This is a genomic window from Delftia lacustris (assembly GCF_040267515.1).
In the GTDB taxonomy this organism is placed as follows: domain Bacteria; phylum Pseudomonadota; class Gammaproteobacteria; order Burkholderiales; family Burkholderiaceae_C; genus Comamonas; species Comamonas tsuruhatensis.
Genome location: NZ_CP141274.1, coordinates 4,573,895 through 4,598,708, shown reverse-complemented (window position 1 = coordinate 4,598,708; position 24,814 = coordinate 4,573,895). Strand labels below are relative to the sequence as shown.

Annotated in this window: 23 protein-coding genes and 2 tRNA genes; 22 read left to right on the top strand and 3 right to left on the bottom strand. The window is 62.5% G+C overall.

The features are described from left to right. Position 1 precedes the first annotated feature (1 nt). The 13 genes from U6958_RS22315 to U6958_RS22255 all read left to right on the top strand — a co-directional run bounded on the left by U6958_RS22315 (position 2) and on the right by U6958_RS22255 (position 12,126). The gene (locus tag U6958_RS22315; protein WP_244160552.1) at positions 2-457 is read left to right on the top strand and encodes a hypothetical protein; all 456 of its coding nucleotides are present in this window, start codon (positions 2-4) and stop codon (positions 455-457) included. A gap of 15 nt (positions 458-472) precedes the next feature. Continuing rightward, positions 473-5,413, top strand: a complete 4,941-nt coding sequence (locus U6958_RS22310) for a tape measure protein (RefSeq protein ID WP_074923536.1) — start codon at positions 473-475, stop codon at positions 5,411-5,413. Then, on the top strand, positions 5,410-6,348 hold the full coding sequence (locus U6958_RS22305; protein WP_074923535.1) for a hypothetical protein: 939 nt from the start codon (positions 5,410-5,412) through the stop codon (positions 6,346-6,348). The genes U6958_RS22310 and U6958_RS22305 overlap by 4 nt, the downstream gene beginning before the upstream one ends. Next, positions 6,345-7,367 (top strand): hypothetical protein, encoded by a 1,023-nt coding sequence (locus U6958_RS22300; protein WP_143044674.1) that lies wholly within the window; start codon positions 6,345-6,347, stop codon positions 7,365-7,367. Before U6958_RS22305 ends, U6958_RS22300 begins: the two co-directional genes overlap by 4 nt. An 883-nt stretch (positions 7,368-8,250) precedes the next feature. Further along, complete coding sequence (locus tag U6958_RS22295) at positions 8,251-8,622, top strand: hypothetical protein (protein ID WP_074923533.1); 372 nt, start codon at positions 8,251-8,253, stop codon at positions 8,620-8,622. 8 nt (positions 8,623-8,630) lie between these two features. After that, on the top strand, positions 8,631-8,933 hold the full coding sequence (locus tag U6958_RS22290; protein ID WP_074923532.1) for a hypothetical protein: 303 nt from the start codon (positions 8,631-8,633) through the stop codon (positions 8,931-8,933). Next, positions 8,930-9,544 carry a lysozyme gene (locus U6958_RS22285; RefSeq protein WP_074923531.1) on the top strand — a complete coding sequence of 205 codons (615 nt, stop codon included), beginning with the start codon at positions 8,930-8,932 and terminating at the stop codon, positions 9,542-9,544. The genes U6958_RS22290 and U6958_RS22285 overlap by 4 nt, the downstream gene beginning before the upstream one ends. Next, on the top strand, positions 9,541-10,071 hold the full coding sequence (locus U6958_RS22280) for a DUF2514 family protein (protein WP_074923530.1): 531 nt from the start codon (positions 9,541-9,543) through the stop codon (positions 10,069-10,071). Before U6958_RS22285 ends, U6958_RS22280 begins: the two co-directional genes overlap by 4 nt. A gap of 80 nt (positions 10,072-10,151) precedes the next feature. Then, positions 10,152-10,313, top strand: coding sequence for a hypothetical protein (locus U6958_RS22275; protein WP_167368427.1), 162 nt, complete (start codon positions 10,152-10,154; stop codon positions 10,311-10,313). A gap of 5 nt (positions 10,314-10,318) precedes the next feature. After that, entirely contained in the window at positions 10,319-10,549 is a 231-nt protein-coding gene (locus tag U6958_RS22270; protein WP_074923529.1) for a hypothetical protein, read from the top strand. After that, on the top strand, positions 10,546-10,734 hold the full coding sequence (locus U6958_RS22265) for a hypothetical protein (protein ID WP_074923528.1): 189 nt from the start codon (positions 10,546-10,548) through the stop codon (positions 10,732-10,734). The genes U6958_RS22270 and U6958_RS22265 overlap by 4 nt, the downstream gene beginning before the upstream one ends. A gap of 107 nt (positions 10,735-10,841) precedes the next feature. Then, positions 10,842-11,075 carry a hypothetical protein gene (locus tag U6958_RS22260; protein WP_143044673.1) on the top strand — a complete coding sequence of 78 codons (234 nt, stop codon included), beginning with the start codon at positions 10,842-10,844 and terminating at the stop codon, positions 11,073-11,075. Next, positions 11,029-12,126, top strand: a complete 1,098-nt coding sequence (locus U6958_RS22255) for a hypothetical protein (protein ID WP_244160551.1) — start codon at positions 11,029-11,031, stop codon at positions 12,124-12,126. Before U6958_RS22260 ends, U6958_RS22255 begins: the two co-directional genes overlap by 47 nt. Positions 12,127-12,142: 16 nt before the next feature. Here the strand turns inward: U6958_RS22255 and U6958_RS22250 are convergent, their stop codons facing one another. From U6958_RS22250 to U6958_RS22240, 3 genes are read right to left on the bottom strand one after another with little or no spacing between them, the layout of a single operon-like run. Then, complete coding sequence (locus U6958_RS22250) at positions 12,143-12,358, bottom strand: hypothetical protein (protein ID WP_083393674.1); 216 nt, start codon at positions 12,356-12,358, stop codon at positions 12,143-12,145. Positions 12,359-12,372: 14 nt separating this feature from the next. Beyond that, positions 12,373-13,659 carry a Y-family DNA polymerase gene (locus U6958_RS22245; protein ID WP_074923526.1) on the bottom strand — a complete coding sequence of 429 codons (1,287 nt, stop codon included), beginning with the start codon at positions 13,657-13,659 and terminating at the stop codon, positions 12,373-12,375. 7 nt (positions 13,660-13,666) lie between these two features. Next, positions 13,667-14,110 (bottom strand): LexA family transcriptional regulator, encoded by a 444-nt coding sequence (locus U6958_RS22240; RefSeq protein WP_074923525.1) that lies wholly within the window; start codon positions 14,108-14,110, stop codon positions 13,667-13,669. A gap of 307 nt (positions 14,111-14,417) precedes the next feature. On the opposite strand from U6958_RS22240, the gene U6958_RS22235 reads away from it, so the two are divergent. The 9 genes from U6958_RS22235 to U6958_RS22195 all read left to right on the top strand — a co-directional run bounded on the left by U6958_RS22235 (position 14,418) and on the right by U6958_RS22195 (position 24,743). Then, positions 14,418-16,313, top strand: coding sequence for a SurA N-terminal domain-containing protein (locus U6958_RS22235; protein ID WP_016445403.1), 1,896 nt, complete (start codon positions 14,418-14,420; stop codon positions 16,311-16,313). Between the two features lie 74 nt (positions 16,314-16,387). Next, positions 16,388-16,463: transfer RNA gene (locus U6958_RS22230), tRNA-His, on the top strand. Between the two features lie 269 nt (positions 16,464-16,732). After that, a tRNA-His gene (locus tag U6958_RS22225) sits at positions 16,733-16,808 on the top strand. A gap of 446 nt (positions 16,809-17,254) precedes the next feature. Next, positions 17,255-17,767 carry a GspH/FimT family pseudopilin gene (locus U6958_RS22220; protein WP_016445404.1) on the top strand — a complete coding sequence of 171 codons (513 nt, stop codon included), beginning with the start codon at positions 17,255-17,257 and terminating at the stop codon, positions 17,765-17,767. Positions 17,768-17,790: 23 nt separating this feature from the next. Beyond that, complete coding sequence (gene pilV, locus U6958_RS22215) at positions 17,791-18,312, top strand: type IV pilus modification protein PilV (protein WP_244160550.1); 522 nt, start codon at positions 17,791-17,793, stop codon at positions 18,310-18,312. A 28-nt stretch (positions 18,313-18,340) separates the two neighbouring features. Then, positions 18,341-19,135: a prepilin-type N-terminal cleavage/methylation domain-containing protein gene (locus tag U6958_RS22210; RefSeq protein ID WP_074923523.1), complete on the top strand. Its 795-nt coding sequence runs from the start codon at positions 18,341-18,343 to the stop codon at positions 19,133-19,135. After that, positions 19,132-19,725: a PilX N-terminal domain-containing pilus assembly protein gene (locus U6958_RS22205; protein ID WP_016445407.1), complete on the top strand. Its 594-nt coding sequence runs from the start codon at positions 19,132-19,134 to the stop codon at positions 19,723-19,725. Before U6958_RS22210 ends, U6958_RS22205 begins: the two co-directional genes overlap by 4 nt. A 114-nt stretch (positions 19,726-19,839) precedes the next feature. After that, positions 19,840-24,249 carry a pilus assembly protein gene (locus U6958_RS22200; RefSeq protein WP_244160549.1) on the top strand — a complete coding sequence of 1,470 codons (4,410 nt, stop codon included), beginning with the start codon at positions 19,840-19,842 and terminating at the stop codon, positions 24,247-24,249. Positions 24,250-24,329: 80 nt separating this feature from the next. Then, the gene (locus U6958_RS22195; protein WP_208607086.1) at positions 24,330-24,743 is read left to right on the top strand and encodes a type IV pilin protein; all 414 of its coding nucleotides are present in this window, start codon (positions 24,330-24,332) and stop codon (positions 24,741-24,743) included. Positions 24,744-24,814: the final 71 nt, after the last annotated feature.

Here is a 24,814-nt window from a genome sequence, read left to right as displayed (position 1 = left end):
CGTGCGCACGTGGGCGTGGCTCAACGCCCCGCTCAAGACCAAGACCGGGAAAAAGGCTCAGCAGCAAGATGAAGAACCCAGGATCACACGCATCGAGAAAATCAGGGCAGAAGGCCGCGAGCCTGACCTGCCTGACCCTGGGCCGGCCGGCTATCTCCTCGAAGTGTTCTTCGACCTGGGACCGTCGCTGCAGTCGCCCATGGGTGAAACGCCCATCGGCTACGAGCAGCTGGTCGCGTGGCAGTCCATTCATGGCGTGCGGCTCACACCCTGGGAGGGCAAAACGCTCTGCGACCTGTCCATCGCATGGCTGGTTGCCAAGGACGCTGCCAAGGAACCTGGCGCACCACGGCCAGGCAGTGTCGATGAAACGCCTGAGCAGGCCGAGGAGCGGCGCAAGCGCGTGTCCAGCGGCCTGGGTGACATGCTGCGCTCGTTCCGGCGTGCGCCGAAGTGACCTGCAGGGGGCTGCATGATCGGCTCCAGCAACATCAACTACCTGCGGTTCCTGATCACGGGCGACAGCTCACAGCTGCAGGCCGAGGTCGAGAAGTCCAAGCGCACCGTCACGGGCATGGTCGATGGCATGGCCGGCTCGTTGGGGCGCCTGGGTACGCTGCTCGGCGGCGTGTTTACGGGGTTCACCGTCACAGCGTTCGCGGCCAAGCTGGTGTCCGTGCAGCGCGAGTTCGACAAGCTCAACAGCTCGCTGGTCACAGTTACGGGAAGTGCCCTGGCTGCCGGCCGTGAAATGGCTTGGATTGAGCAGTTCGCGAAGGACACTCCCTACGGTCTGGCCCAGGCTACCGAGGCGTTTGTGAAGATGAAGGCCTTGGGCCTTGATCCGACCCAGGCCAAGCTCACCAGCTTCGGCAACACGGCGGCCGGCATGGGCAAGAGCCTCATGCAGATGATCGAGGCCGTGGCGGATGCGTCCACGGGGGAATTCGAGCGCCTGAAGGAATTCGGCATCAAGGCGTCCAAGCAGGGCGAGATGGTGGCGTTCACCTTCCAGGGTGTCACCACGAAGGTAAAGAATTCTGCAAAGGAGATCACTGCCTATCTGGAAAGCATTGGCAATACCGCCTTCGGTGGGGCCATGGAGGAGCGCTCGAAAACCCTGGATGGGGCACTTTCCGCTCTTGGCGATTCCTGGGACAAGCTCTTTCGCAAGATCAATGAGAGCACTGGGTTCGCTGACAAGGCTGCGGCTGGCGTGCGTCTGGTCACCGATGCCATTGATTGGCTTGGTGACGCGATTAAGAGCAATCAAGGGTTGGTGACGGGGATGCTCGGCGCCTTGGGTGGGGCGGCGGTGGTCGCTGGAATCATGGGTGTTGTCAGCGCCATTGGAATTTTGACGGGCGCATTCAGTGCGTTGGCAGCGGTCGCATTGGCGAATCCTGTGGCGCTCACTCTGTTGGGCATCGGTGCGGTTGCTGGTGTTGGAGTGGCGGCAGTAAGTGCCATCAGCAATTCTGTCGATGGCATCCATCGTTCAATCACTGGGCTGAAGGCAGAGATTGAACGATTGGAGTCGGACAAGACATTTGCGCGCATCAATGGTCGTGATCCTGGCTTTCTGCGAAACATCGACCTTGGGATTGAGGAGCGAAAGAAATCCATACAGGAACTGGAAGGCAAGCTGAAGGCGATTGAGGCAAAGGACCCTCGCAACCAGATGCAATACAAGGGGCGCGGGCAGTCGTTTGCAGATGAGGCGGCCAGGCTCGTCCAGGAAGAGGCCAAGGCGGAAGAGGAGTTGGCGGAGATTCGCCGCGGTCTGTACGGCGTCAACAAGGACTATCTGCCGCAGCTGCAAAAGCTTAATGAGCTGCGCCAGGCCGGCCGCATCACCGAGGCGACCTATGTGGACCTCGTCAGCAAGCTGGCCAAGGAAAACTACAAGGAAGACGAGTCGGCCAAGGCACGCGCCGCATCCGCCAAGCAGCTTCATACAGCCTATGGCAACCTGGTCGATTCCATCGAAGAAAAGATTGCAGCCCAGCGCCTGGAGATCTCCGGCGGGGAGAAACTGGGCGAAGCCGACAAGCTGCGCATCAAGTATTCGCAGGATCTGCTGGGCTCGCTCAAGGGCCTCAATGCCGGCGAGCGCGCCAACATCGAAGCCAAGCTCAAGACCCTCAAGACGCTGGAGAAGGAAAACGAGGCCAAGCAGAAGGCGCTGAAGCTGGCCGAGGAAGAGCGCAAGTACCGCCAGGAGTGGATGACCACCCAGGGCAAGACGGTCGAGGAACTGACGGCCAGCAACCAGGCGCTGCGCGATGAGATTGAGCTGATCGGCCTGAGCGCCGAGCAGCAGCGCGTGGTCATCGAGCAGCGGCAGATGGCCATCATCCTGAGCAAAGAGCAGCAGCTGGCCGAGATGGAGCGCGCTGCCGCGCTCACCGGCACCATGACCATGGAGCATGCGCTACTCCAGCAGGAAATCGAGCTGCTGCGCGAGCGCCTGGGCCTGACCTCGGTGAAGGCCTCCCGCGAAGCCTCTGCAGAGGCTGCCAAGGCCAGCACCGCGGAGTGGCAGAAGGGTGTAGACCAGATTGGCCAGAGCCTGGCCGACCAGCTAATGCAGGGCGGTCTCTCGTTCGGTCAATACCTCAAGAATCTTGCGCGTACGCTTATCTTCAAACCGCTGATTCAGGCCACTGTCCAGATTGCTGGCGGTGCCCTGGGCGGTTTGTTTGGTGCACCTGCTGCGGCTGGCCAGAGTGGCGGCGCTGGCATGGGCATGCTCAACAATCTTGGTACGCTGGGTGCTGGTGCCCAGGCAATGTGGGGTTTCTTGCCTGGTGCCTCGGCTGCCAGCCTTGCTGGCGCCAATGCAGTGGGCTTGGCCGGCGGCGATGCCCTTGGCGCCCTGATCGCGGGCAATGGAGGCTGGGCTGGTGTGGGCGCTGGTGCTGGTGCAAGCCTGGGAGGCCTAGTGTCAGCGGCACTGCCTTGGTTGGCAGGAGGCCTGGCCATCTTTTCGCTGATCAAGGGCGGGCTCTTCGGGTCTCGCGGCCCTAACCATCGGGGCGGCGTGTACTCCACGGCAACAAATGACTGGGATGAGTCCGCCAAGCAGGCCTTGGGCAAAGATGCCTGGGGCAACGCGCTGGGGGATTTCACGAAGCGGGGCGACAAGGAACTGGGCAAGCAGGTGGGTGTGTCGGTCAATGCGCTGATCGATGTCTACAAGTCGCTGGCCAAGTTCGCGGGCGGCACGGCCAAGGACATCGATATCGCCGCAGGCATCGCCATGAATCCCAAGTACGCGGACGAGGGGGTCTACGGCTACTTTCAGATCCTGGACAAAGTCACGGGCGAAGTGTTGAGTTCGTACAAAAACCGGGATATGGGAAGGGACCCGGAAAAGGCCTTTGCAACATTCGTGGCCGACATGGGTGGCTCGCTGATCGAGCAGATCAAGAAGGCAGACATCCCCAGTTGGATGCGCAATGTCTTCGACGACATGGGCGAGGAAATCACGCTTGAGAGCTTCAATGCGGCCCTGCAGACAGTGCAACTGACCGGGGTAGCGATCGAGGGGTGGACCCGCAACATCACCAACTTCGGCAAGCTTGGCGATGAGGCCATTGCCAAGCTGATCAAAAAGGCGGGCAACATCCAGAACCTGATTGCAGGCATGGATGGCTTCTACGAAGGCTTTTACAGCGAGCGCGAGCGCATCGAAAACGCGGCCAAGGCCGTGGACAAGGCGCTGGCCGATCTCAAGATCGACATCGACCCGCGCATGGGTCAGGACGCCAAGGCCAAGTTCCGCAAGCTCATCGAGGACGCCATGGCGGCCGGCGATGTGGAGCTGCTGGCCAAGCTCATCCCGCTGGCCAAGGAATTCGGCGCCGTGGCCGATGCTGCTGGCCAGGTGCTGGACACGCTCAAGAACGAGCGCCGGCAGCTGGAAGCCGAATACCTGCGCGCCACGGGCCAGACCGACAAGTACCGCGAGGCCCTGCGCAAGCTGGCCACCGAGGGCATGACCGAAGCCGAGCGCGCCGCCTGGGACTACAACCAGGCGCTGCGCGAAGAGATCGCCCGCGTGGACCAGCGCACCGACCTGGAGCGCAAGCTGCTGGAAATGCAGGGCAACACGGCGGAATTGCGCAAGCGTGAGCTGGCGGCCATGGACCCCAGTAATCGCGCGCTGCAGCAACGGATTTGGGCGATTGAAGATACCCGTGATCTATTCCAGCGTGCTGCTGCCCGTGATCGCGAGGCCCTGCAAAAAGAGGCTTCGGCTCTGGAGAGTTCCATCGGGCTCATTCGTGCCGCGGTTGACATGCTGGCTGGTAGCGCGCGTGAGCTCTACGACTCGGTGGATGGATCGCAGCAGATGCTGGCTTCGCAGGGCATGGCGTACATCGACTTTGCATTGCAAGGCGTTCGTGCAGGCTCCTCGGTTTCTGACTATGCGGGCTTGACTGACGCAGTCACTGCCATGCGCAGCGGCCTTTCCAATGGCGTTTACACAAGCGCGTTCGAGCGGCAACGCGATGCGCTTGTTTGGGCCGGCAAGCTATCGGAGCTTAGTGAGCTGGGCGGAAAGAAGCTCACGTTCGAGGAGCGGCAGCTCAAGGCTCTCAATACGCAGATCGAATGGCTGGACAACCTGGTCAAGCGCGCTGACGAACTGATTGGGGGAACATCAAAAATCAACGGGACTGTGACGCAGTATTTCGAGCAGTTGCTGGCGGCTCTTGGCGTTTCTGAGGCTCCGGATGGTTCTGGTGGGGGCAAGACTGGCGGTGGCGCTGTATTTGGGCCTGGCGGAACGCCTTCAAAGCCTGTCGATAGCAAGTATGGATCTGTCAATAACGTAGGCGGAATTACATGGCGCGATCCGATCACTGATCCGGATCGCGTGGCTCACCTCGATGAAATAAACGCGATCAAGCAGCGGTACGACGGGACTGGAGATGTTGCGGGGCTATGGGCCGAGGCGTCTGCCGCTGGTGCCTCGGCCAAGGATTTGGCGGACATCTATGGCTATTTCGAGAGGGACGTGATTGCGGCCCTGCGTGCTGCAGGTGTGCCCGGTTACGCAACCGGAGGCATGCACGCCGGTGGGCTGCGTGTCGTGGGTGAGAGAGGGTGGGAGCTTGAGGCGACCGGGGCCGCAAGGATCTGGAATCAAGACCAATTGGGGCGTGCCTTGCGCGGCGGTGGTGACGGTGAATTGTGGGCAGGGGTCATGGAAGAAGTGCGCGCGCTGCGTATGGAGGTTGCGCGACTGACGGAGGTTTCGATTGCTACAGCCAATAACACCGCCGGTCTGCCCGGTTATGTCGATCAACGAGATTCTATGAGTGAGGGCGGTAATGCTGATCGGGTGGAGATCATGAATGTTGATGAGATTGCGCAGGCGATTGCACAAAAGGTGTCGGCATGAATATTCTGATGCCAATCAACATTATTGATTCCATGATTGGGGCGGGCACAAATATACCGGCCGTTGATACAAGCATGGGTGAAGTGGCATGGGTTGCAAGCGGCTCATATGTGGTCGGTGATTTGCGGGTGTATGCCGGAGGTGTTTATTCATGCGTTAAAGCGCATGCTGCCAGTTTGACAAGCAAGCCGCCATCAGAGGATAAGATTAATTGGCTATTCAAGGAGCCAAATAACAGAATGGCTCCTTTTGATGAGTATGTCTATACGGCTGCAAAAAAGGCTGGAGAGATAAAGTACGTGTTGACGCCGGGATTTTTTACAGGCTGGGCAATGTATGGTGCCGAAGCGGATGTTATTGATGTGATTTTTAGAGATTATTCTGGCGGGGAAATTCTTAAGACCAGAACTCAAGAAATGTGGGAGCAGGCGTTTGGTGAATGGGAATACCTTTTTGGTAATTTGCAGAGAACAACCAAAATAACTCAATCGGATTGGCCGTTGCGCCCGGCTGGTGAGCTGGAAATCGTGCTAAAGAGAAACAATCCCGAGGTGATTGCGGAGCTTGGTTATCTTGCTGTGGGACAGTGGCAGAAGATGCTCCTTCCTAAATCAAGCATGGGGGGGACTGAATATGGCGCCGAAGTAACGCCAAAGAGTTATGGATACATGCGTTACAACCCCGAGGATGGCACATACACGCGACGAAAGGGCAGGGTCGCGAAGTTGATAACGGCGTCTGTTGTAATTGATGCAGACGAAGCACCGAGAGTTGAAAGACTACTGGAGAAGATAATAGATATTCCGGTGGCTATTGAGGCAGATAGTCTGCCTCGCTATGGCCATATTTCAACAGTTGGATTTGTTACGGGCTCCGTGCGATCAGAGGGATGGGGATATTCACGGGTCAATATAAAAGTGGAGGGAAATGTATGACGGACATTGTTCCAATCCCAGCAGCGCCGACGGTGCCGACTTACCCCGCCCTCGGCAGTACGAACTTCAACCAAGAGGCATACACCTATGGTACTTCTATGCCGGGGGTGTCGTTCCGCATCTGGGAGATCGGCAAGGCAAGCGAGACGAATGCCACAGCGGCCAGTGAGCGCGCCGAAGCTTCAGCCCTGTCTGCAGGGCAGTCCCAGGGATTCAGGAACGAAGCGGAGGGCTTCCGGAATACAGCCAACACTGCGGCCGGCACAGCAACAACACAGGCCGGGATTGCAACAGGTGCGGCCGGCACGGCGACAACACAGGCCGGCCTGGCCAACACCGCGCGCTCTGGCGCAGAGACGGCCCGGAGTGGCTCCGAATCGGCGCGTGATGATTCGGTCTTGGCGAAGAATGCTTCGGAGTCGGCCCGCGACGCCGCCCAAGGCTACCGCGACCAGGCCGAGGTCTTCGCCACCCAGCAGCTCAAGGGCAGTAGCACAACGAGCGTGACGCCGGGCGCTGGCGCGAAGAGTTTCGTGATCGAGGCCAACCGCTCGTTCGTGACCGGCATGTACGTCGTGGCCACGTCCACCAGCGATCCGAACACGCGGATGAGCGGCTACGTGACGAGCTACAACATGGGCTCCGGGGCGCTCTCCCTGTCTGTCGATGCATTCACGGGCTCGACCGCAAAAGCTGACTGGGTGATTGGGGTAGCCGCACCAGGTGGCTCAACATCGTCCGTGCTCGTTTACGTGCCTGTCGCCGGCACAACCCAAGCGGCAGCCCCTGGCGCGCGCTATGGGCTCCAGAACGCGGCAAAAACCACAGTCACTTTGCAGGCATCTCCCGTGAATGGGGATGTGGTTGCCGTGATTTGCGACAACCTGCGGCGCGACAACGTAATAGCCAGGAACGGGCAGTTGATTATGGGGCTGGCAGAAGACCTGATTATCGACAATCCCTATTTTCCGATCATGCTGCAGTATCAGTCGCCATTTGGATGGCGTTTCATTTCCTGATGAATTGAGAGGTTGAAATGAGTTTTGCAAGTCAATTCTTGGGCGGGGGCGTGTCTCCGTATCGTGGCTGGAAAATGGCTATTTTCACCACCAACAGCATAACTTTCCCAAAAGCGGGGTATGTGCGGCTGGCAATGCAGGGATCTGGAGGCAGTGGCGCGACTGTTGCGTCGGCGTCGAATGGCGTCGCTGCAACTGGCGGTAACTCTGGGCCTTGGGGCGTCAAGAGTTTCCGCGTTGCTGCCAACGATGCGCTGGTTGTCAATATTGGCGCCGGTGGTGCGCAGCCTACTGGCGGGGTTGCGACTGCAGGCAATCAGGGCGGGGTATCGACTGCTGTACTAAATGGATCGACGATCCTTACAGCTCAGGGTGGCGAGGGCGGATTGTTCAGGACCTCTGCGGGCACCATTGATGCGCCTGTGCCATCCGCCACAGTGACGGGCGGGGACTTCTGGGTGCCCGGCATTCGTGCGGGCAGTGCAACATGCTCGGGGTCGGTACAAGCTCTCAGCGCAGGCGCGGCGAGTGATGTGCTTCGCTGCGGTCTTGGGCGGTCTGCCTCTGTTAATGCTGCTGGGGTATTTTCTGGTGGGTGTGTTGGATCGGATGGCGGTTTTTCTTCGATCCCATATTTGGCTTTTGAAGATTTTGGAATAGTGCCTTCGTCGCCTGGCAGTCGTAGTCCAGGTCAGGGTGGAGTGCAATCGAGTTCTTGGCAGGCCGGTCCATTCGCTGGTGGTGCGAATTGCCCTCAGTCCAGCCAGGTAGCAATGGCGCATGGCGGTTACGGCGGAGGTGGAGGCGCCGGGTATTCGCAGTCATTCACCGGGATCGGTGGTGGTGCATATGCCTATCTTATTTACGAGCCCGTGGAGTGATTATGCGAATCGAAATACTCAACACAGACGGCAACGTCGCAAACACGATCATCGCAACGCCCGAGGTTGCGGAGCGGCTGCACTCGGGCGCCTGGCGCATTGCGGCGGAGCAGTACGAGCCCGCGCCTCCCGTGGCGCACATCTCCTGCTCTCGCCGCCAGGGCCGGCTCGCGCTGCTGATGCTGGGCCTGCTCGAAGCCGCCGAGGCAGCCATTGCGGCGATGCCTGACGACGCCGACAAGCGCGCGGCCCAGATCGAGTACGAGGCTGGCACCTGGGAGCGGCACAACCCGTTTCTCTCGACCCTGTGGGCGCAGCTCGGCGGCACTCCGGAATCGCTCGATCAAGCCTTTGCGCTCGCAGTGACGCTCTAGGAGGACCAATGCAGGACGATTTTGGAAATGCAATAAACCCCAATAACGCTCGCACCATCAATGCCCGGCTTGATGAGGGCGATGCGCGGATGACTCGCATCGAGGCGGATCTGCGGGCGAACACCGAGGTCACCGAAACAGTGCGTGCGAACACGGCTGAAATGGTGGAATTTTTCGCGGCGGCACAGGGCGCCTTTAAGGTGCTCAACTGGATCGGCAAGGCGGCGAAGCCCATCACCTACATCGTGATGCTGGGCACGGCCGGCGTCGCGTTCTGGAAGGCTTTGATGGTGGGTGGAGGTGGCCGATGAACGAGACACTTCGCAATCGCCTCCTGGCCACGGCCGCTGGCTTGGCTGCTACTGCTGCAGGTGGCTACGTGGCCACGCAAGAGGCTCGGCCCAGCCCCGCTGTGGTGCTTGCCCGCGAGATCGGGCTGCACTACGAAAGCAGCGGACGGCACATCGGCACGCCCTACATCGACCGCCTGGGCAAGGGACAGCCGCTGACCGTCTGCGCGGGCGTGACTGGCCCTGAGGTGGTGGCAGGGCGCTACTACACGCCCGAGGACTGCGAGCGCCTAGAGCGTCCCAAGTACCGCGAGGCCGAGCGCCTGGCGCGCCGCGCCCTGCGGCACTGGGACAGCTACAACGTGTGGGTGCAGGCCAGCTATATCGACATGGCCTACAACGTGCCCTCGGCGCTGGCACCTGACACGACGGTCATGCGGCTGGCGAACGCCGGGCAACTCGATGCTGCATGCCTGCAGATGCCTCGATGGGTCTACGGCACCGTGAACGGTGTGCCCACGCGGCTGCCTGGTCTTGTTGATCGCCGCGATGCCACGCGCGAGCTGTGCGCACAGTGGGGCAGGGACGGGCATTTCAGCGCAGCGCTGGTCGCGGCAAAGGTGGCGCCATGATCGCCGGTCTCAAGGCATATGCGTGGCAGGCGCTGGCCCTGCTGCTGGCGGCATTGCTCGCATGGCAGTCCATTGGCCGGCTGGCCGCCGAGCGCGATGCAGCCCAGACCCGCGCCGAACTGGCTGGCGAGCGAGAGGCGGCGGCCACGGCCGCGCGCCAGGCATCTGAGCGATATCGAAATCTGGAGGACAAGCACCGTGACGACCTGCGCAACATCGACACCCAGGCAAGGCAGGACCTGGCGCGCTTCGCGGCTGACGCTGATGCTGCCCGTGCTGCTGCTGGCCGGCTGCGCGGCGACCTCGCCGACTACATCACCGCCCACCGTGCCGCCGCCCAGGCTCGCGCCGCTGCCGGACAGTGCGCGCCAGACACCGCAGCCCTCGATCTGCTCGCCGAGCTGCAGCGCCGCGCTGACGAGCGAGCGGGAGAGCTGGCGCGCATTGCTGACGATGCCCGTGGCCGAGGCAATGCCTGCGAACGGGCCTACGACGCCGGCACCGCGATGATCCATGCGGCGCAGTAAAAAGTGCTTGCCGTAGTACGGTTTCCGTACTACATTAGGCCCCATGGCGACACGTTGAGCGCCGCAACCAGGAGATCACCATGCAAGCAATCAAGACCATCCGCGAAGCAAGCAAGATCGCTAAGGGCCTCGGCCTGGTTCGTGGCAAAGGCACCTTCAACGGCGAAGCCTTTTGGACCCGCCCCGGGGACTCCGCGATCATCACCCGCGCTCGCCTGGCTGAACTCGCTGGTCTGGTTTAAGCGCCATGGATAGCAAAGTCTTTGACGTGTCGCTCTACTGGCATACGGGCGGCAGCGTTTTCCTGGGAACTGTATCCTCCATGGGCGTAGAGCAGGCAAAGGACGACGCTCTTGATAGCTACATGAGCGCAAACAAAAGGCAGAAGAAAAAGATCGAGGAGGGCGGTGGCTTTACGCTTGAAGCCGACTTGCTTTCTCCATCGGAGGCAGCTCGCTGGATGGCCCGCAACACATGACCTCCGCCGACCTTCGCGCCTGGCAGGCCCGCCATGGCTACACTTACAACACCGCAGCGGATGCCCTTGGCATGGGCCGCACCACGTTCGCGGAGTACCTCAAGCGCGAGGGGGTGCTGCCGCGCTGGCTGGCACTGGCCTGCGCCGCCATAGATGCCGGGCTAGAGCCGCTCGGCGAAAAATAATTGTTGACTTAGTACGGAATCCGTACTACATTTATACCCATGGCAGCACAACGCTGACAACACCCTCCGGCGGTGAGTAGCCGGGAAGCACTCTCAAGGAGCAGACCATGGAAAAGAAACAAGCCCCAATGCAGCCGCATAAGCATGTCGCATGGATAAGCAAAGAATCCGGTGTGGCTTTCTTCAATCCTGCAAACATCTGGAAGACCGAAGTTCCTGGCGAGGAACGGAGCGGCCACATCGTCGTGGCTGTTGGCTCTATCGAGCAGATGCAGGCAGTCGTGAGCAGCATCAATGCGACCATGCCCCCGGTCGGAAATCTGTTCGACGATCTGGCCTAATCGGCCGATGACTCAATTCGGCAAGAAAACCCATCGCGCCCGCGTGCACCTTCTGCAGGCCGGCCAGGACTACCCATTCGCTTGGTCGCAGGCCGATGCTTTCCGCGCCGACCGTGGCCAGCCCGGTTTTGATTGGCCGGACTGGTGCTTTCTGCCAATGGCTGGGGCCTACGCCATCGTTTCGGGCGGTGGCGCCAATCGTTTGGGCCTGGATCGCATCGGCGATGTGGCCCGCATGTCTGCCCTGATCGCTTGGCGCATGACACAGGGCATCTACCGGTTTGATCCGGCTGTCTATGCTGCCGTCATCGACACGCCGGTGTCGGGCGACCTGCCGGCACGTGTGCTCATGCAATTGCCCGAGTGGTGCGTCTACGTGGAGACGCCGGGCTTTGAGCTGTCCATCGGCCAACTGCACGGTTTTTTTGCCCACCTGGAGCATGACGCCAACACCGGCCGCTCGGAGTTGCGCCTGCTGCTGGATCTGCCTGAGCGCCTAGTCCCCGTCCCTCTGCATCTGGGGGACTGGCCGCTGGCCGAAAGCGTTGCACGGGCCTCCGATGTCGCCGGTGTCCATGCCGTAGCGCTCGGCATGCCGTTTGCTGCGGGCGACTCGCGGCGCGAACACATCAGCTGGGCCGAGCCCCTGGTGTCGCTGCTGCTGTACCTCTGCAGCGCAGCGGATTTCAGCCGTCGCGGCCAGCCTGGCCAGCCTGCCAACCCGCAGCCCACGCGCACCAGGCGGGACGGCTGGAAGCTGTTTGCCGCCCAGGGGCCGGCCGAGTGGGACGTGGGCGTGCGGATGGGGTCAGCGCTGCGCGCGGCCTATCAGGCTGCAGAGACGGCGCCCGCCGGCGGCGAGGGTGCCAGCCCTCGCGGCCACATCCGGCGCGCGCATTGGCATGGCTATTGGAGCGGGCCGCTCAAAGATGACCAGGGCGAGCCCGTGCCCAGCGACAAGCGCAAATTTGATCTGCGTTGGCAGCCTCCTGTGGCTGTCAATTTGGGGGCTGTTGAAGGCATGCCATCGGTAATCAGGCCAGTGAAGTAAGCCGGCATGGCCTCTATCAAAAGGGCGCTGGCGAACTCTCGACAGACACCGGCCCAAGACCGCTGTAGATGCGGTCTCCGTCAAGATCCGTGACAACAAACCAGCCAGGTTGAACCTCATCAATTGAGTAGTGTTCCGGAAGGCCGGGCAGGATCTTGACCTCTGGCATGCCAAACCATCGGGGCATGGTCAGCAGGGTTGGGTACAGCTCAACGTCAAGAGGCATTTTCATGGGGTCTCCTGGGGTTACGTGCGTGCGACGGGGATTTCGTTCAGCTCGGTCGTGTAGCGAGGTGTCCGGCGGTCCTGGCGCATGCCCCAACCGGACTCTTGTAGTGCGCTGGCCACACCCAACGTGCCTTTGCCGAACCGCGCATTGAGGCGATCCATGGTTTCCATCAACGGGCTGTGGTCGCGTGCGAAGCCAGTGGACTCCTCAAGCAATGAGTTTTGCTGCACTGTCGCGGGGGATAGATCCAGGAGCATCACGCCAGCCTTTGCGAGCTGATAGCCGGGCTCGTAGACCTTGGCGATCCCGCGCGCTGCAGCACGCACCAGCAGGGCCGTGTCGCTGCTGGGCTGTGGGAGTTGGATGGTGGTGCTGCGGGCAAAGCGCGGGCCATCCCGGAAGGGGCTTGTGTGCGCGAACACATGCACGGCGCCGGCCCTGTGGTCTTGTGCGCGCAGTTTTTCTGCCGCGCGCTGTGCGAAGGTGGACACAGCCTCGACAAGCGGCGCCAGGTCACTGACCGGGCGGCCGAAAGAACGCGTGCAGGCAATCTGCTGTTTTGGTGGTGGCTCATGCTCCAGCCCCAGGCACGGCATGCCCTGCAACTCGCGCGCCGTGCGCTCCAGCACCACGCCAAAGTGGGCGCGCAGCAGTGGCTGTGGCGCGCGGGCAAGGTCCCAAGCCGTGAAGATTTTGTGATCCAGCAGGCGCATCTTGATTCGGCGCCCCACGCCCCAGACGTCGCCCACGGGCACGCTTTCCAGCAGCGATTGCAGTTGTGCCGGTGATAGCTCGGTGAGGTTGCACACCTGAGCCAGTGAGGCAGGATAGCTGCCGGGCTGTCTTTCGGCGTCCTTGGCCACGTGATTGGCCAGTTTTGCCAGGGTCTTGGTCGGGCCGATGCCTACGCATGTGGGGATGCCTACGCCGCGCAGGATTCGGTCGCGAATCGCCCAGGCTCGGCGCGTTACGTCGCGCACGCCACCGAGGCCGATGAAGCACTCATCGATGCTGTAAATCTCCTGCTCAGGGCCGAGGCCGGCAGCCAAGGACATCATGCGATCGCTCATGTCGCCGTACAGCGCGAAATTTGCGGACAGTGCGACCAGGCCTTGGTGCACTCGGTGCTTGATTTGGAAGAATGGCTCGCCCATCTTGATGCCCAAAGCTTTGGCTTCCTCGGACCGGGCGATAGCGCAGCCGTCGTTGTTGCTGAGCACAATCACTGGCAGGCCCTTGAGCGAAGGTCGAAACACGCGCTCGCAGCTCACATAGAAATTGTTGCCGTCAAGCAGGGCGAACATGGGCAACTCACAAAGCGCGAAACGTCTTCACGGCGCACACGACCACGCCCCATATTTCAAGGTGCTGCCCCTCTTTTGCTCGGATGTCGGGATAGGTGGGGTTCTCTGGCCGCAGCATCACCTGGTCAAACCTGGACCACAGCCGCTTGCACGTGAAGTCGCCATCAACTTCGGCGACGACGATATCCCCGTGCTGCGGCCGGAGGTACTTGTCTACAACCAGCAGGTCGCCATCAAAGATGCCTGCCCCGGTCATCGAATCACCGCGCACACGCAGCAGAAACGTGCACTGAGGGTGCTTGACCATGAGCTTTGCCAAGTCGATCCGGGCGCAGCTGAAGTCCTCTGCCGGACTCGGAAAGCCGGCGCGTACCGGGCTGTCAGGGGTCGGCAGGAGCATCGACGGCATCGTGGCTGCGACGGGGGTGGAGGGGGTGATGAGGTGGGGCATGGCCGAATTCCTTGTGCTGTATAAATATACAGTAACCGGCGATCCCCTCAAGTCAGCGCAGTCCCCGCCTGTGGCGTATATGACCCGGCGAAGCGAGAGGCTGATGTGCAGGAGAAAGTAGAATGTTTCGCTTCGACCTCTTAAAGCTGGTGGGACGAAGTTGGTAGACGCTGTAAGCTATTGATTTGTAACGGTGGAATTTTCCCTTACAAGGCGTAGGTCGGCGGTTCGACCCCGTCAGCACCCACCAAGAACAAAAGGCGAACGAAAGTTCGCCTTTTCTATTTCTGCCACTGAAAGACAGACCATGTTCGAATCCATCCGCAAGCATTCCAAGTTCGTGATGATCTTGTTGTTCTTGCTGATCATTCCCTCGTTCATCTTCGTGGGGGTCAACCAGAACTACTTCACCGAATCCAGCGTGATCGTCGCGCGTGTGGATGGACATGAGATCAAACAGGCCGACTGGGAGAACGCGCACCGCATGGAAAGCGACCGCCTGCGCGCCGAGAACCCCAACGTCGACCCCAAGCTGCTGGATTCGCCGCAGGCGCGCTACGCCACGCTGGAGAAGATGGTGCGTGACCAGGTGCTGGCCGCTGCCGTGCAGAAGATGCACCTGGCCGCATCGGATGCACAGCTGGTGCGCACGCTGCAGGAGATTCCCGCGATTGCCGCGCTCAAGAAGCCGGATGGCTCGATGGATGCCGAAGCCTACCGCGCCCTGGTCGGATCGCAGGGCCTGACGCCTGAGGGCTTTGAGGCCAATCTGCGCCGCGAACTGTCCATGAACCAGGTGATGGGTGGCGTCACGGGCACGGCCTTTGCGACCGACGCCCAGGTCAAGCAGGCCATCGATGCGCTGTACCAGCGCCGCGAAGTGCAGGTGGCACGCTTCGAAGCCAGCGCCTACGCCAGCAAGGTCCAGCCCACCGAGGCCGACCTCAAGGCCTACTACGACGCCCACACCAGCCAGTTCCAGCAACTGGAGCAGGCCAAGGTGGAATACCTGCTGCTGGATGTGCCCAGCATCGAGGCCGGCATCACGCTGAGCGAAGACGATGTGCGTTCCTACTACAACCAGAACGCCGAGCGCCTGGCCGGTCCCGAGGAGCGCCGCGCCAGCCACATCCTGATCAACGCATCCAAGGATGCCCCCGCGGCAGAGCAGGAGAAAGCCAAGGCCAAGGCCGAGGAACTGCTGGCCGAGCTGCGCAAGGACCCCAAGCGCTTCGCCGAGCTGGCCAAGGCCAACTCGCAGGACGGCGGCTCCGCTGCATCGGGTGGCGACCTGGGCTACTTCGGCCGTGGTGCCATGGTCAAGCCGTTCGAGGATGCAGCCTTCGGCATGAAGGTCGGCGACATCAGCGACGTGGTGCACAGCGACTTCGGCTACCACATCATCTCGCTGGTGGACATCAAGAAGCCCAAGGCACCGAGCTTCGAGCAGATGCGTCCCAAGCTGGAGGCCGAACTCAAGCAGCAGCAGGCCCAGCGCAAGTTCGCCGAACTGGCGGAAGGCTTCTCCAACGCGGTCTACGAGCAGTCGGACAGCCTGCAGCCCGTGGCCGAGAAGTTCAAGCTCACCGTGCAAAAGGCAGACCATGTGACGCGCCAGCCCGGCCCCAACGTCAAGGGCCCCCTGGCCAATCCCCGTTTCCTGGAGGCGCTGTTCTCCAGCGATTCGCTCAACAACAAGCGCAACACCGATGCGGTGGAGCTGGGTTCCAACCAGTTGGTGGCTGGCCGCGTGGTGGAGTACACGCCTGCCCGCACGCTGCCCATGGCCGAGGTCGGCGACAAGCTGCGCACCCTGTATGTGGCGCAAAAATCCGCCGAACTGGCCAAGGCCGATGGCGAAGCCAAGCTCGCCGCATGGAAGGCCAAGCCTGACGCGGCGCAATTGCCCGCAGCCAAGGTGATCAGCCGTGACCAGCCCGAAGGCCAGTCGCGCGAAGTGGTGGACGCTGCCCTGCGTGCGCCCACGGCCCAGCTGCCTGCGTGGACGGGTGTTGACCTGGGCGCGCAAGGCTATGCCGTGGTCAAGATCAACCGCATCGTCGAGCGTCCGGCCGATGATGCGCAGGCGGCTGCCGCGCAGAAGCAGGACTTCCTGCGAAGCTCGGCCGTGGCGGAAGCTATGGCATACTACGAGCTTCTCAAGAAACAGCTCAAGGTGCAGATCAAGGTCCCGCGCCCCTGATGAGGGAAATTTCTAGAAAAACAGAAATTTCAGAAATCAAGCAGTTTTTTGGAATAGAATAGCGTTCTTCTACGGTGGCTGTAGCTCAGTTGGTAGAGTCCAGGATTGTGATTCCTGTTGTCGTGGGTTCGAGCCCCATCAGCCACCCCAAATAAAAAAATCCCCAGAGCAGAAATGCTCTGGGGATTTTTGCTTTGGGCGGCAGGGGGACTGCTTGTGCCCGGCAGCTTGTCCCCGGCAGCTTCAGGTGCGCCGGACAAGGTCCCTGCCGGCTGTGACTGCATGGAGGATGGCGCCATCCTGCCCTTTGCCCGCTTCCCCCGATGCGCCGTTGTTCATGCTGCACCCGATCCGTCACGCAACGCCTGTTCCAAAGCATTTGTCTGCTGGTTTTTGGCATATAATCGAATGCTTCAACGGTGGCTGTAGCTCAGTTGGTAGAGTCCAGGATTGTGATTCCTGTTGTCGTGGGTTCGAGCCCCATCAGCCACCCCAAACAAGAAAATCCCCAGTGCAGAAATGCACTGGGGATTTTTGCTTTGGGCGCAAACTTTATCTTCCTCGGGCTGGAAGCAGACGGGATATTCGCATGGCCAATCGCGCTGCGGCTGGATTGCGGCCGCTCATGCTGCCGTGGATTTTCAGGCGCTTGGTGCGAGGCCTGCCTGACTTCGCGATCTGCCGTACCGCCACCGTGGCCATGCCCGTTGCGCGGGCCGTCCCGCCGAGCTTGCGTGCACGGACGGCGGGCCGGGCTTGCTGGATGGGGTGTTGCGCTTTGCGCAGGTTTTTATAAGACAAGTCCTATATTTGTCCCATAACCTGTGTCAATAGGTGTTCCAAATTGCCTTTGCATTACGATTGCAAACATCAATCAAGAGCAATGGCGCAGGGCTTGCAGGCCTGTCGCATGGTTCCCCGGCAACGAGAAGCACGCTTGCATGAAAAACCCCGGTTACACGCGCAACGGCTGTCCAGGCGGCACATGGCAATGGCCCCGTGGCTTCACCCTCATCGAGATGATGGTGGTGGTGGCGCTGGTCGCGATTCTGGCCGCTCTGGCCGCTCCTTCCTTCATCGCCCAAATAGCCAACCAGCGCGTCAGCTCGGCTGCGCTCGAGTTGCAGTCGTTGCTGCAGCTGGCTCGCTCCGAAGCGGTCTACAAACGGGTGGAAAGCAGCTTCGTGGGCGCGGGGCAGACATGGTCCGCCAAGTCGGGCGGGCAACTGGTGCGCGAGGCCCGGGTGCCTGATGCCGTGACCGTCTCGCCCTCCGGTGATTCTTCCCAGGGTGTCCTATTCGAAACCACGGGGACCGCCAGGCAGTTCTCCGGCGCCAGCACGCTGTACACGCTGACCGTCACGGCTCGCCATGCCACGCGCATGCAATGCCTGAGAGTGACCCGCGCCGGGCTTGTGCGCCAGCAGCGGCTGCCTGCCGGCGGCAGTTGCTGATGCGCGTGCAACGGGTCTGCCAAATGTCCATTCCTTTTCCTTCTCGCAGGCAACGCGGCGCAGGCCTTATCGAGGTACTCGTCGCCGTGCTGCTGGTGGCCGTGGGGCTGCTGGGCGCCGTGCGCATCCATGTGCGTGCCATTGAATACACCGTGGATACCGAGCGTCGCCAGATGGCATCCATGCTGGCTTCCGAACTGCTGGAGACCCTGCGGGGGGACACGGCCACGGTCCTGGACGCGAAGGGCGCGCCCGTGGCGGAACTGGGCGGCTACCAGAAGCTGGAGGGTGCCGCGATGCCCGCGGCACCCGCGGCCTGCCAGCCTTTGCCGCAGCCGCGGGCGCAGCGCCTGGCCTGCTGGGGCGAGCGGGCCCGCAAGCTGGTGCCCGATCTCACCGAGGACCGCATCGACAGCTCCTTCGCCGTGAGCGCCGATGCCGACGGCCTGGTGTCCGTGACGGTGGCCTGGCCGGTCAAGAAAGGCCAATGTCTGGATGGAAGCGACAATGAATTTTGCACATTCACGCTGCGGTCGCGGCTTTGAGCGCGGGCCGGGCGCACGGGCGTGCCGCATGCGCATGCCGTCCCAGGCGGGCCTGTCCCTGGTGGAGATTCTGGTGGCGCTGGCCATCGGCCTGTTCCTCGTGCTGATTGCCACCACCATCTACATGCAGGGGCTGTCGAGCTTCGGTTTTCGCGTGGGGCAGAGCGAGAACCTCGGCAACAGCAGGCTGGCGCTGGCCGTGCTGGACTCCGAGTTCTCCAAGGCAGGCTACAGGAGAGACCCTTCGCAGGCGATGTTCGACGCATTTCCTGCCGATTCCTCGCCCCATCCCAACGGCTGCCAGTTCGCCCAGGGACAGGCGCTCTACGCGGCTGACGCGCAGACCATCTGCCTTCGCTTCCAGCCCCGGGACGCTGCGGAAACCGACTGTGCGGGCACGCCGGCGAACCTGGGGGCCGCGGGCCCCTATGACGCTCCGGCGCCGGCGACCGGCATGTTCGCGGAGAAATACACCGTCGAAAGTGGTGTGCTGGTCTGCCGGGCCGCGCAGGAGGTTGTGCCGCTCGCCGATGGCGTGCGGGCGGTGCATTTCGAGTTCGGCATCGATCGGCAGACAGCGCCCGGCGCGATACGCAGGGTCGATGCCTTCACGGCCACGTTGCCCGGGACGCAGGAAGCCATCCGTTCCCTGCGCCTTGCCCTCTTGCTGGAAAGCTCCGGCAAGGTGACGCAGGGCATGACCTCCACCGTCTGCGAGCGTTGGGCGCAACTGGGCGGTGTCCCGGCCCGATGCGATGCGAATGCCGGCTCCCTGCTGCAACTGGCCACCGGCACGCTCACCCTGAGGAATCTGATGCCATGACCGCGCTGATCGGAGCCCGGAGCCGCCGCTGCATGTCCTGTGTCCTGCACGGGCGCCAGCGCGGCAATGCCTTGCTGGTGTCCATGATCATGCTGCTGCTGGTGTTGCTGCTGGCGGTGGTCGGCATGCGCGTGGCCACGCTGGAGGCACGCATCGCCGCCAACATGGTGGATAGCCAGCGGCTGTATGAAACCGCGGATGGCACGCTGCGAGAAGGCGAGCGCAAGCTGCTGGAGCATGCCGTCGCACTCAAGCCTTGCAATGGCGCCAGCACTCCGGTGGCCGAGGGCAGCGGCATTCCCTGCTCGGTATCCGATGTGCGTACGGACTCCATCGGGCTCGGTACGGATTTTCGGACGACCAAGGCCAAGGCGGCCGGGTTTCAGCAGCCCGATGGGTACTGGTATCCCCGATACATCACGACCGCCTGTCCCAAGTCGGGTAGTGCGACGTCCGCGCTGGATGCACCCGCCACCGGCTGCACGGACTTCTATGAGGTCAATGCCCAGGCCACGGAAAAGACGCAGGCCCAGGCCTGCGGAGCGCATGCGCTGTGCCTGCGGTCCAGCGTCAACATGTTCATAAAGTAAGCAGGGGAGGGAGCTTCAATGGCTCGCATTGCAAGTTGGAAGACCAGGCATGGCCCGAGGGGGCGCCAGGGCCGGGCACGCGCGTGGCCAGCCCTGGCGCTGTGGACGTGCGCATTGGCACTGGCCAGTACGCCGGCGCATGCCCAGGGGCGCGCGGACACCGTGCTGTCCCAGATGCCGCTGTTCGTGAACCAGGCGTTGGCGCCCTTGAACATGCTGGTGATGGGGCGTGACCACAAGCTGTACTACGAGGCCTACAACGATGCCTCCGACCTCAACGGCGACGGTGTGATCGATGTCGGGTACAAGCCGGACCAGATCGACTACTACGGCTACTTCAACAACAACGTCTGCTACAGCTATTCCAAGGGTGTTTTCGTGCCCTCGCAGGCAGCGACCGGAAGCAACAGGAAAAAGTGCTCGAACCACTGGAGCGGCGACTTCCTGAACTATCTGGGCACATCGCGCATGGACGCCATACGCCGCGTGCTCTATGGCGGCATGCGTGCGGAGGACACGGCTTCGCGCACCGTTTTGCAGACCGCCTACATTCCCAGGGATGCGCACAGCTGGGGCAAGGCCTATGACCCTGCGCGGGATGCCAAGGTCTACAGCATTTCGGACTATGCGCCGCTGCGCCCGCCGGCGGTCGGCACGCGCCATCTGTTTGCCGTCACCACGCTGGGGGAGGCCGCTGGCGTCATCACCCAGTTGCGCGTGCTCAATGACTCCTCGTTCCAGATCTGGGACTGGGTGTCCCAGGAGGGCTTTGCAGGGCAGAGCAACTGTGCAGGCGGCAATTCGTGCGCGCGGGCCAGCAGCAGGATCACCGACTACAACCTGCTTGTGGAGGCCTGCTCCAGCAGCAATGTCCAGTTGCTCGAGGCCAGCTGCAAGGCCTATCCCAACGGTGGCAAGACCATCTACAAGCCCACGGGGCTGCTGCACGACTTCGGGGAGAACGGGAAGATGTACTTCGGCCTGCTCACAGGCTCGTACGAGAAAAACATCGCCGGCGGCGTGCTGCGTCGCAATATCGGCAATTTCGCAGAGGAAGTCGACCCTCAGACGGGCCAGTTCAAGACGGGTGTCAATGGCGTGGTCGCCAACATAGACCGCCAGCGGCTGATCGGCTACACCGGCGGCAAATACGTGGAATGCGGCTGGATCACGTCCGGCCCCATCAGTTCGCTGGACAAGCCTTCGAAGTGCGCCATGTGGGGCAACCCCATCAGCGAAATGATGTTCGAGACCATGCGCTATTTCGGCGGCGCGTCCCAGGCCCTCGGCATCTATGACTACGCCGGCGGCTCCTCCAAGGATGCGTCCCTGGGCCTGTCCAAGCCCGCCTGGGAAACGCCCTACAGGGCCAAGGCCGAAGGCGGGGGCGGCTACCAGTACTGCTCCCGTCCCGTCATGACGGTGCTCAGCGACATCAATCCCTCCTACGACGGCAAGCTGCCCGGCAGCCGCTACGCGAGCGTCGGTGCCAGCGCCCTCAATGGCTTCAATGTCTCAGACGAGGTGGCGGCCATCGGCTCGGCCGAGCGCATAGACGGGAAGAACTTCTTCATCGGCCAGTCAACATCGGCCAATGCCGACCAGGCTCCTTCGGTCAAGACCATTGCAGACCTGTCATGGGCGCGCGGCCTGTCTCCTGAGGAGCCCAGCAAGGAAGGCGCCTACTATGCCGCAGGCGTGGCCCGTTTCGGCGCCAGGAATGCCATCTTCGGCAACAGCCAGGGCAAGAATGCGCTGAGGACCTACTCCGTGGCCATTGCGTCACCGCTGCCGGAAATACGTTTTCCGATCGGCGGCAAGCGCTTTGTGACCATTGCGCCGTTTGCCAAGACCGTCTCCGGCAGTGCCGGTGGCAGCACCGTGAACAATGCGGTCTTCACGCCGACCAACCAGATCGTCGACTACTACGTGGTCAACATTGCCAACACGGGCAAGGCGGACATCGATGCCTCGGTCAATGGCGGGCGGCCCTATGCGGAGTTCCGCATCAACTACGAGGACGTGGAGCAGGGCGCCGACCATGACATGGACGCCATCGCGCGCTACACGATCGCGCTGCAGGCCGATGGCAAGGTGAAGATCGACATGGTGTCCGAGTACGCCGCTGGCGGCCTGGGGCAGCACATGGGCTATGTGATCTCGGGCACCACCAAGGACGGCATGTACCTGGAGGTGCGTGACAAGGACACGGCCTCGGCCTACTACGCCTACAACACGCCCCCCAATCGCGATCCGGGCTACTGCCGGGGCAGCATCTCGGCCCAGCAGCGCACGGAATGCTCGAACCTGGGGCTCACGGCCACCCGCAGCTTCACTCCCGGCAATGCGACCGACGCGGGCAGCTTCCTGAAGGGACCGCTGTGGTATGCCGCCAAGTACGGCGTGCCGGACCGCGACCCCTCCAAGATCACGGGAGATCCGGACAACTATTTTCTGGTGACCAATGCCGGCACGCTCAAGGACCAATTGACCAAGGCGTTCAACGACATCCTGCAGAACATCAGTTCCGTGACGGCGGTCAGCGTGGACATGCCCACGGCGACACTGGGCGAAGGCGCCGACCTGTACCGGACCACGTTCGAGGTCCAGTACTGGAGCGGCGATGTCATCCGCGAGAAGCTCACCACCAGCGACAGAACGCTGGTGTGGAGCGCGGCGGAACTCCTGTCGGAGCGGTCCGCCGATGACCGCAAGATCTACTACCCCAGCAGGACCGGCAGTGCCGTGTCGCTGAGCCCTTTCACGTACTCCAGTCTCAGCGGGCAGCGTTCCGATGCGTCCTGGCTGGCCGTGCTCAACACGGACCCGGCCACGAACTCCGCCGATGGCCAGGCAAAAAAGCGCATCGAGTTCCTGCGTGGCGAGGTGCGCGATGACTTGCGCGTGCGCAAGCCCCTGGCCAGCGGAAAGCCCAATGTGCTGGGCGACATCGTCAATTCCTCGCTGGTGCGGGTCAAGGGCGGCCTGTACCGCGCCTCCGTTGCGGACAAGCTGGAGGGCAGCACCACCTATGCCGCCTTTGCCGCGAAACAGGCTGCCAAGGAGATGCTGTATGTGGGCGCCAACGACGGCATGCTGCACGCCTTCGACGCGGCATCTGGCAAGGAGGAGTTCGCCTTCATTCCATCGGGGGTGAAGAATTCGCTCAATGTCCTGGCGTCCCGGTATGGCGCGGGCGGCGCTCCCCACCGCTACTTCGTGGACGGGACGCCCGTGGTCTCCGATGTCTACTTCGGCAACGCCTGGCACAGGGTGCTGGTCGGCAGCCTGGGCGCGGGCGGGCGGCAGGTCTTCGCGCTGGACGTCACGGACCCCACCTCCCCCCGGTTGCTGTGGGAGTTCGGCGTTGAACAGGACGAACGCATGGGTTACTCGATGCCCACGCCCGTCGTTGCGCGGCTCAACGACGCCGGCCGGTCCAAGGGCAGGTGGGTGGTATTCCTGTCCAATGGCTACCAGGCGTCGAACAGCGCCTCCGGCGAGTCCAGCCTGTTTGTGCTGGATGTCTCCAGTGGCGAGGTCATCCGGCGCTTTGATTTCGCGGCAGGCATGACGGCCGCAGAGCTGAGCGCGCTGCCTGCGCCGAAGAACGGCCTGTCGCGCGCCGCCGTGGTGGACAACAACGGCGATGGCAAGGTGGACCTGGCCTATGCCGGTGATCTTGCGGGCAATGTATGGCGCGTGGACCTGGCCAGCAGTGCCAGCGGTTCATGGAATGCGCAACTGTTCTTTGTGGCACGCGAGTCCGAACGCAGCGGAGGCAAGCGGCTGTCCATCACCACCGCACCCTACGTGGTGCGGCACTCCAGCGGCAAGGGCGATGTGGTGGCCTTCGGCACGGGCCGCTTCATGACGGATGACGACAAGCTGGACATGCGCCGGCAATCGGTGTTCGGTGTCTGGGATCGCTACGGCACACCCGCCACGACTGCGCCGCAGCCGCTGCCTACCGCCGGCAAGGGGCGCGGGGATCTGCAGGCCCAGCAGTTCACCCAGGTGAGCGGCTTTCCGGGCAAGTTCGCCCTGTCGGCCAACCCGGTCACCTGGTACAAGGACGCCACCAGCACCGCCGACTCCAATGTGCACAGCTGGGGCTGGTACGTCGATCTGCCGCGCGACGGAGAAAGACTGGTCTACGACATGAGCCTGTACGGGCGGGGGCTGGTGTTCACCTCCATCCGGCCGCCGCTGGGCGACCCCTGCTCCGCAGGCCTGGCCAGCACGATCTACGCCATCGATCCCGACACCGGGGGCAAGACCGACTATGTCGCCTTCGATGTGAACGGCGACGGCATCTTCAACGCCTCCGACAACCTGGCAGGCCAGCAGGTCAACGGCCGCGAGGTGGGGCCGGGCAGGCCCACCATCAGCGGCGCGAAGATCTTCGACTCCAGCGGAAAGCCAAGCGGGGCGGGAGACCCAGTCAAGACCGGGGGCGACGATATCAACAGCGGAGTGGACCGGGGGCGACAGAGCTGGCGCCGCCAGCCAGCGAACCCGTGACCGCCATCCCATCCACTACACAAAGGGGCCTGCCGGCCCCGGCCGTCTGGCTGGCCCTGCGGGCCCCCGAGGAGAAATGCGTGCGCAGCAAGCTACATGGATTCACGCTGATCGAGCTGATGATCACGGTGGCGGTGGTCGCCATTCTTTCGGCGATCGCCTACCCCTCCTACCAGGAATACGTGCTGCGATCGCGGCGCGTGGAGGCGCAGAGCCTGCTGGGCGAGGCCGCCGCCCGGCAGGAGCGCTGGCGGGCGCAGAACGGCGGCTACACAAGCTCCGTCGCCAACCTCAGGCTGCCCTGGGGGGACAAGTCCGAGAACGGCCACTACACCCTGACGATGGCCACGGCCACCAATGACGGCGGCTACACGCTCAAGGCCACGCGCACCGGCCGCCAGGCATCGGACAGGCGCTGCGGCGACTACACCCTGAACGCCCTGGGCGTGAAAGGCATATCGCCCCTGGGAACGGTGGAGGACTGCTGGCGCTGAGCGCCACCGGGGCCGGGGTCTCAGCCCTGCGCCTCATCCACAAATTCCACCATGGCCGCCGACACCTTGGG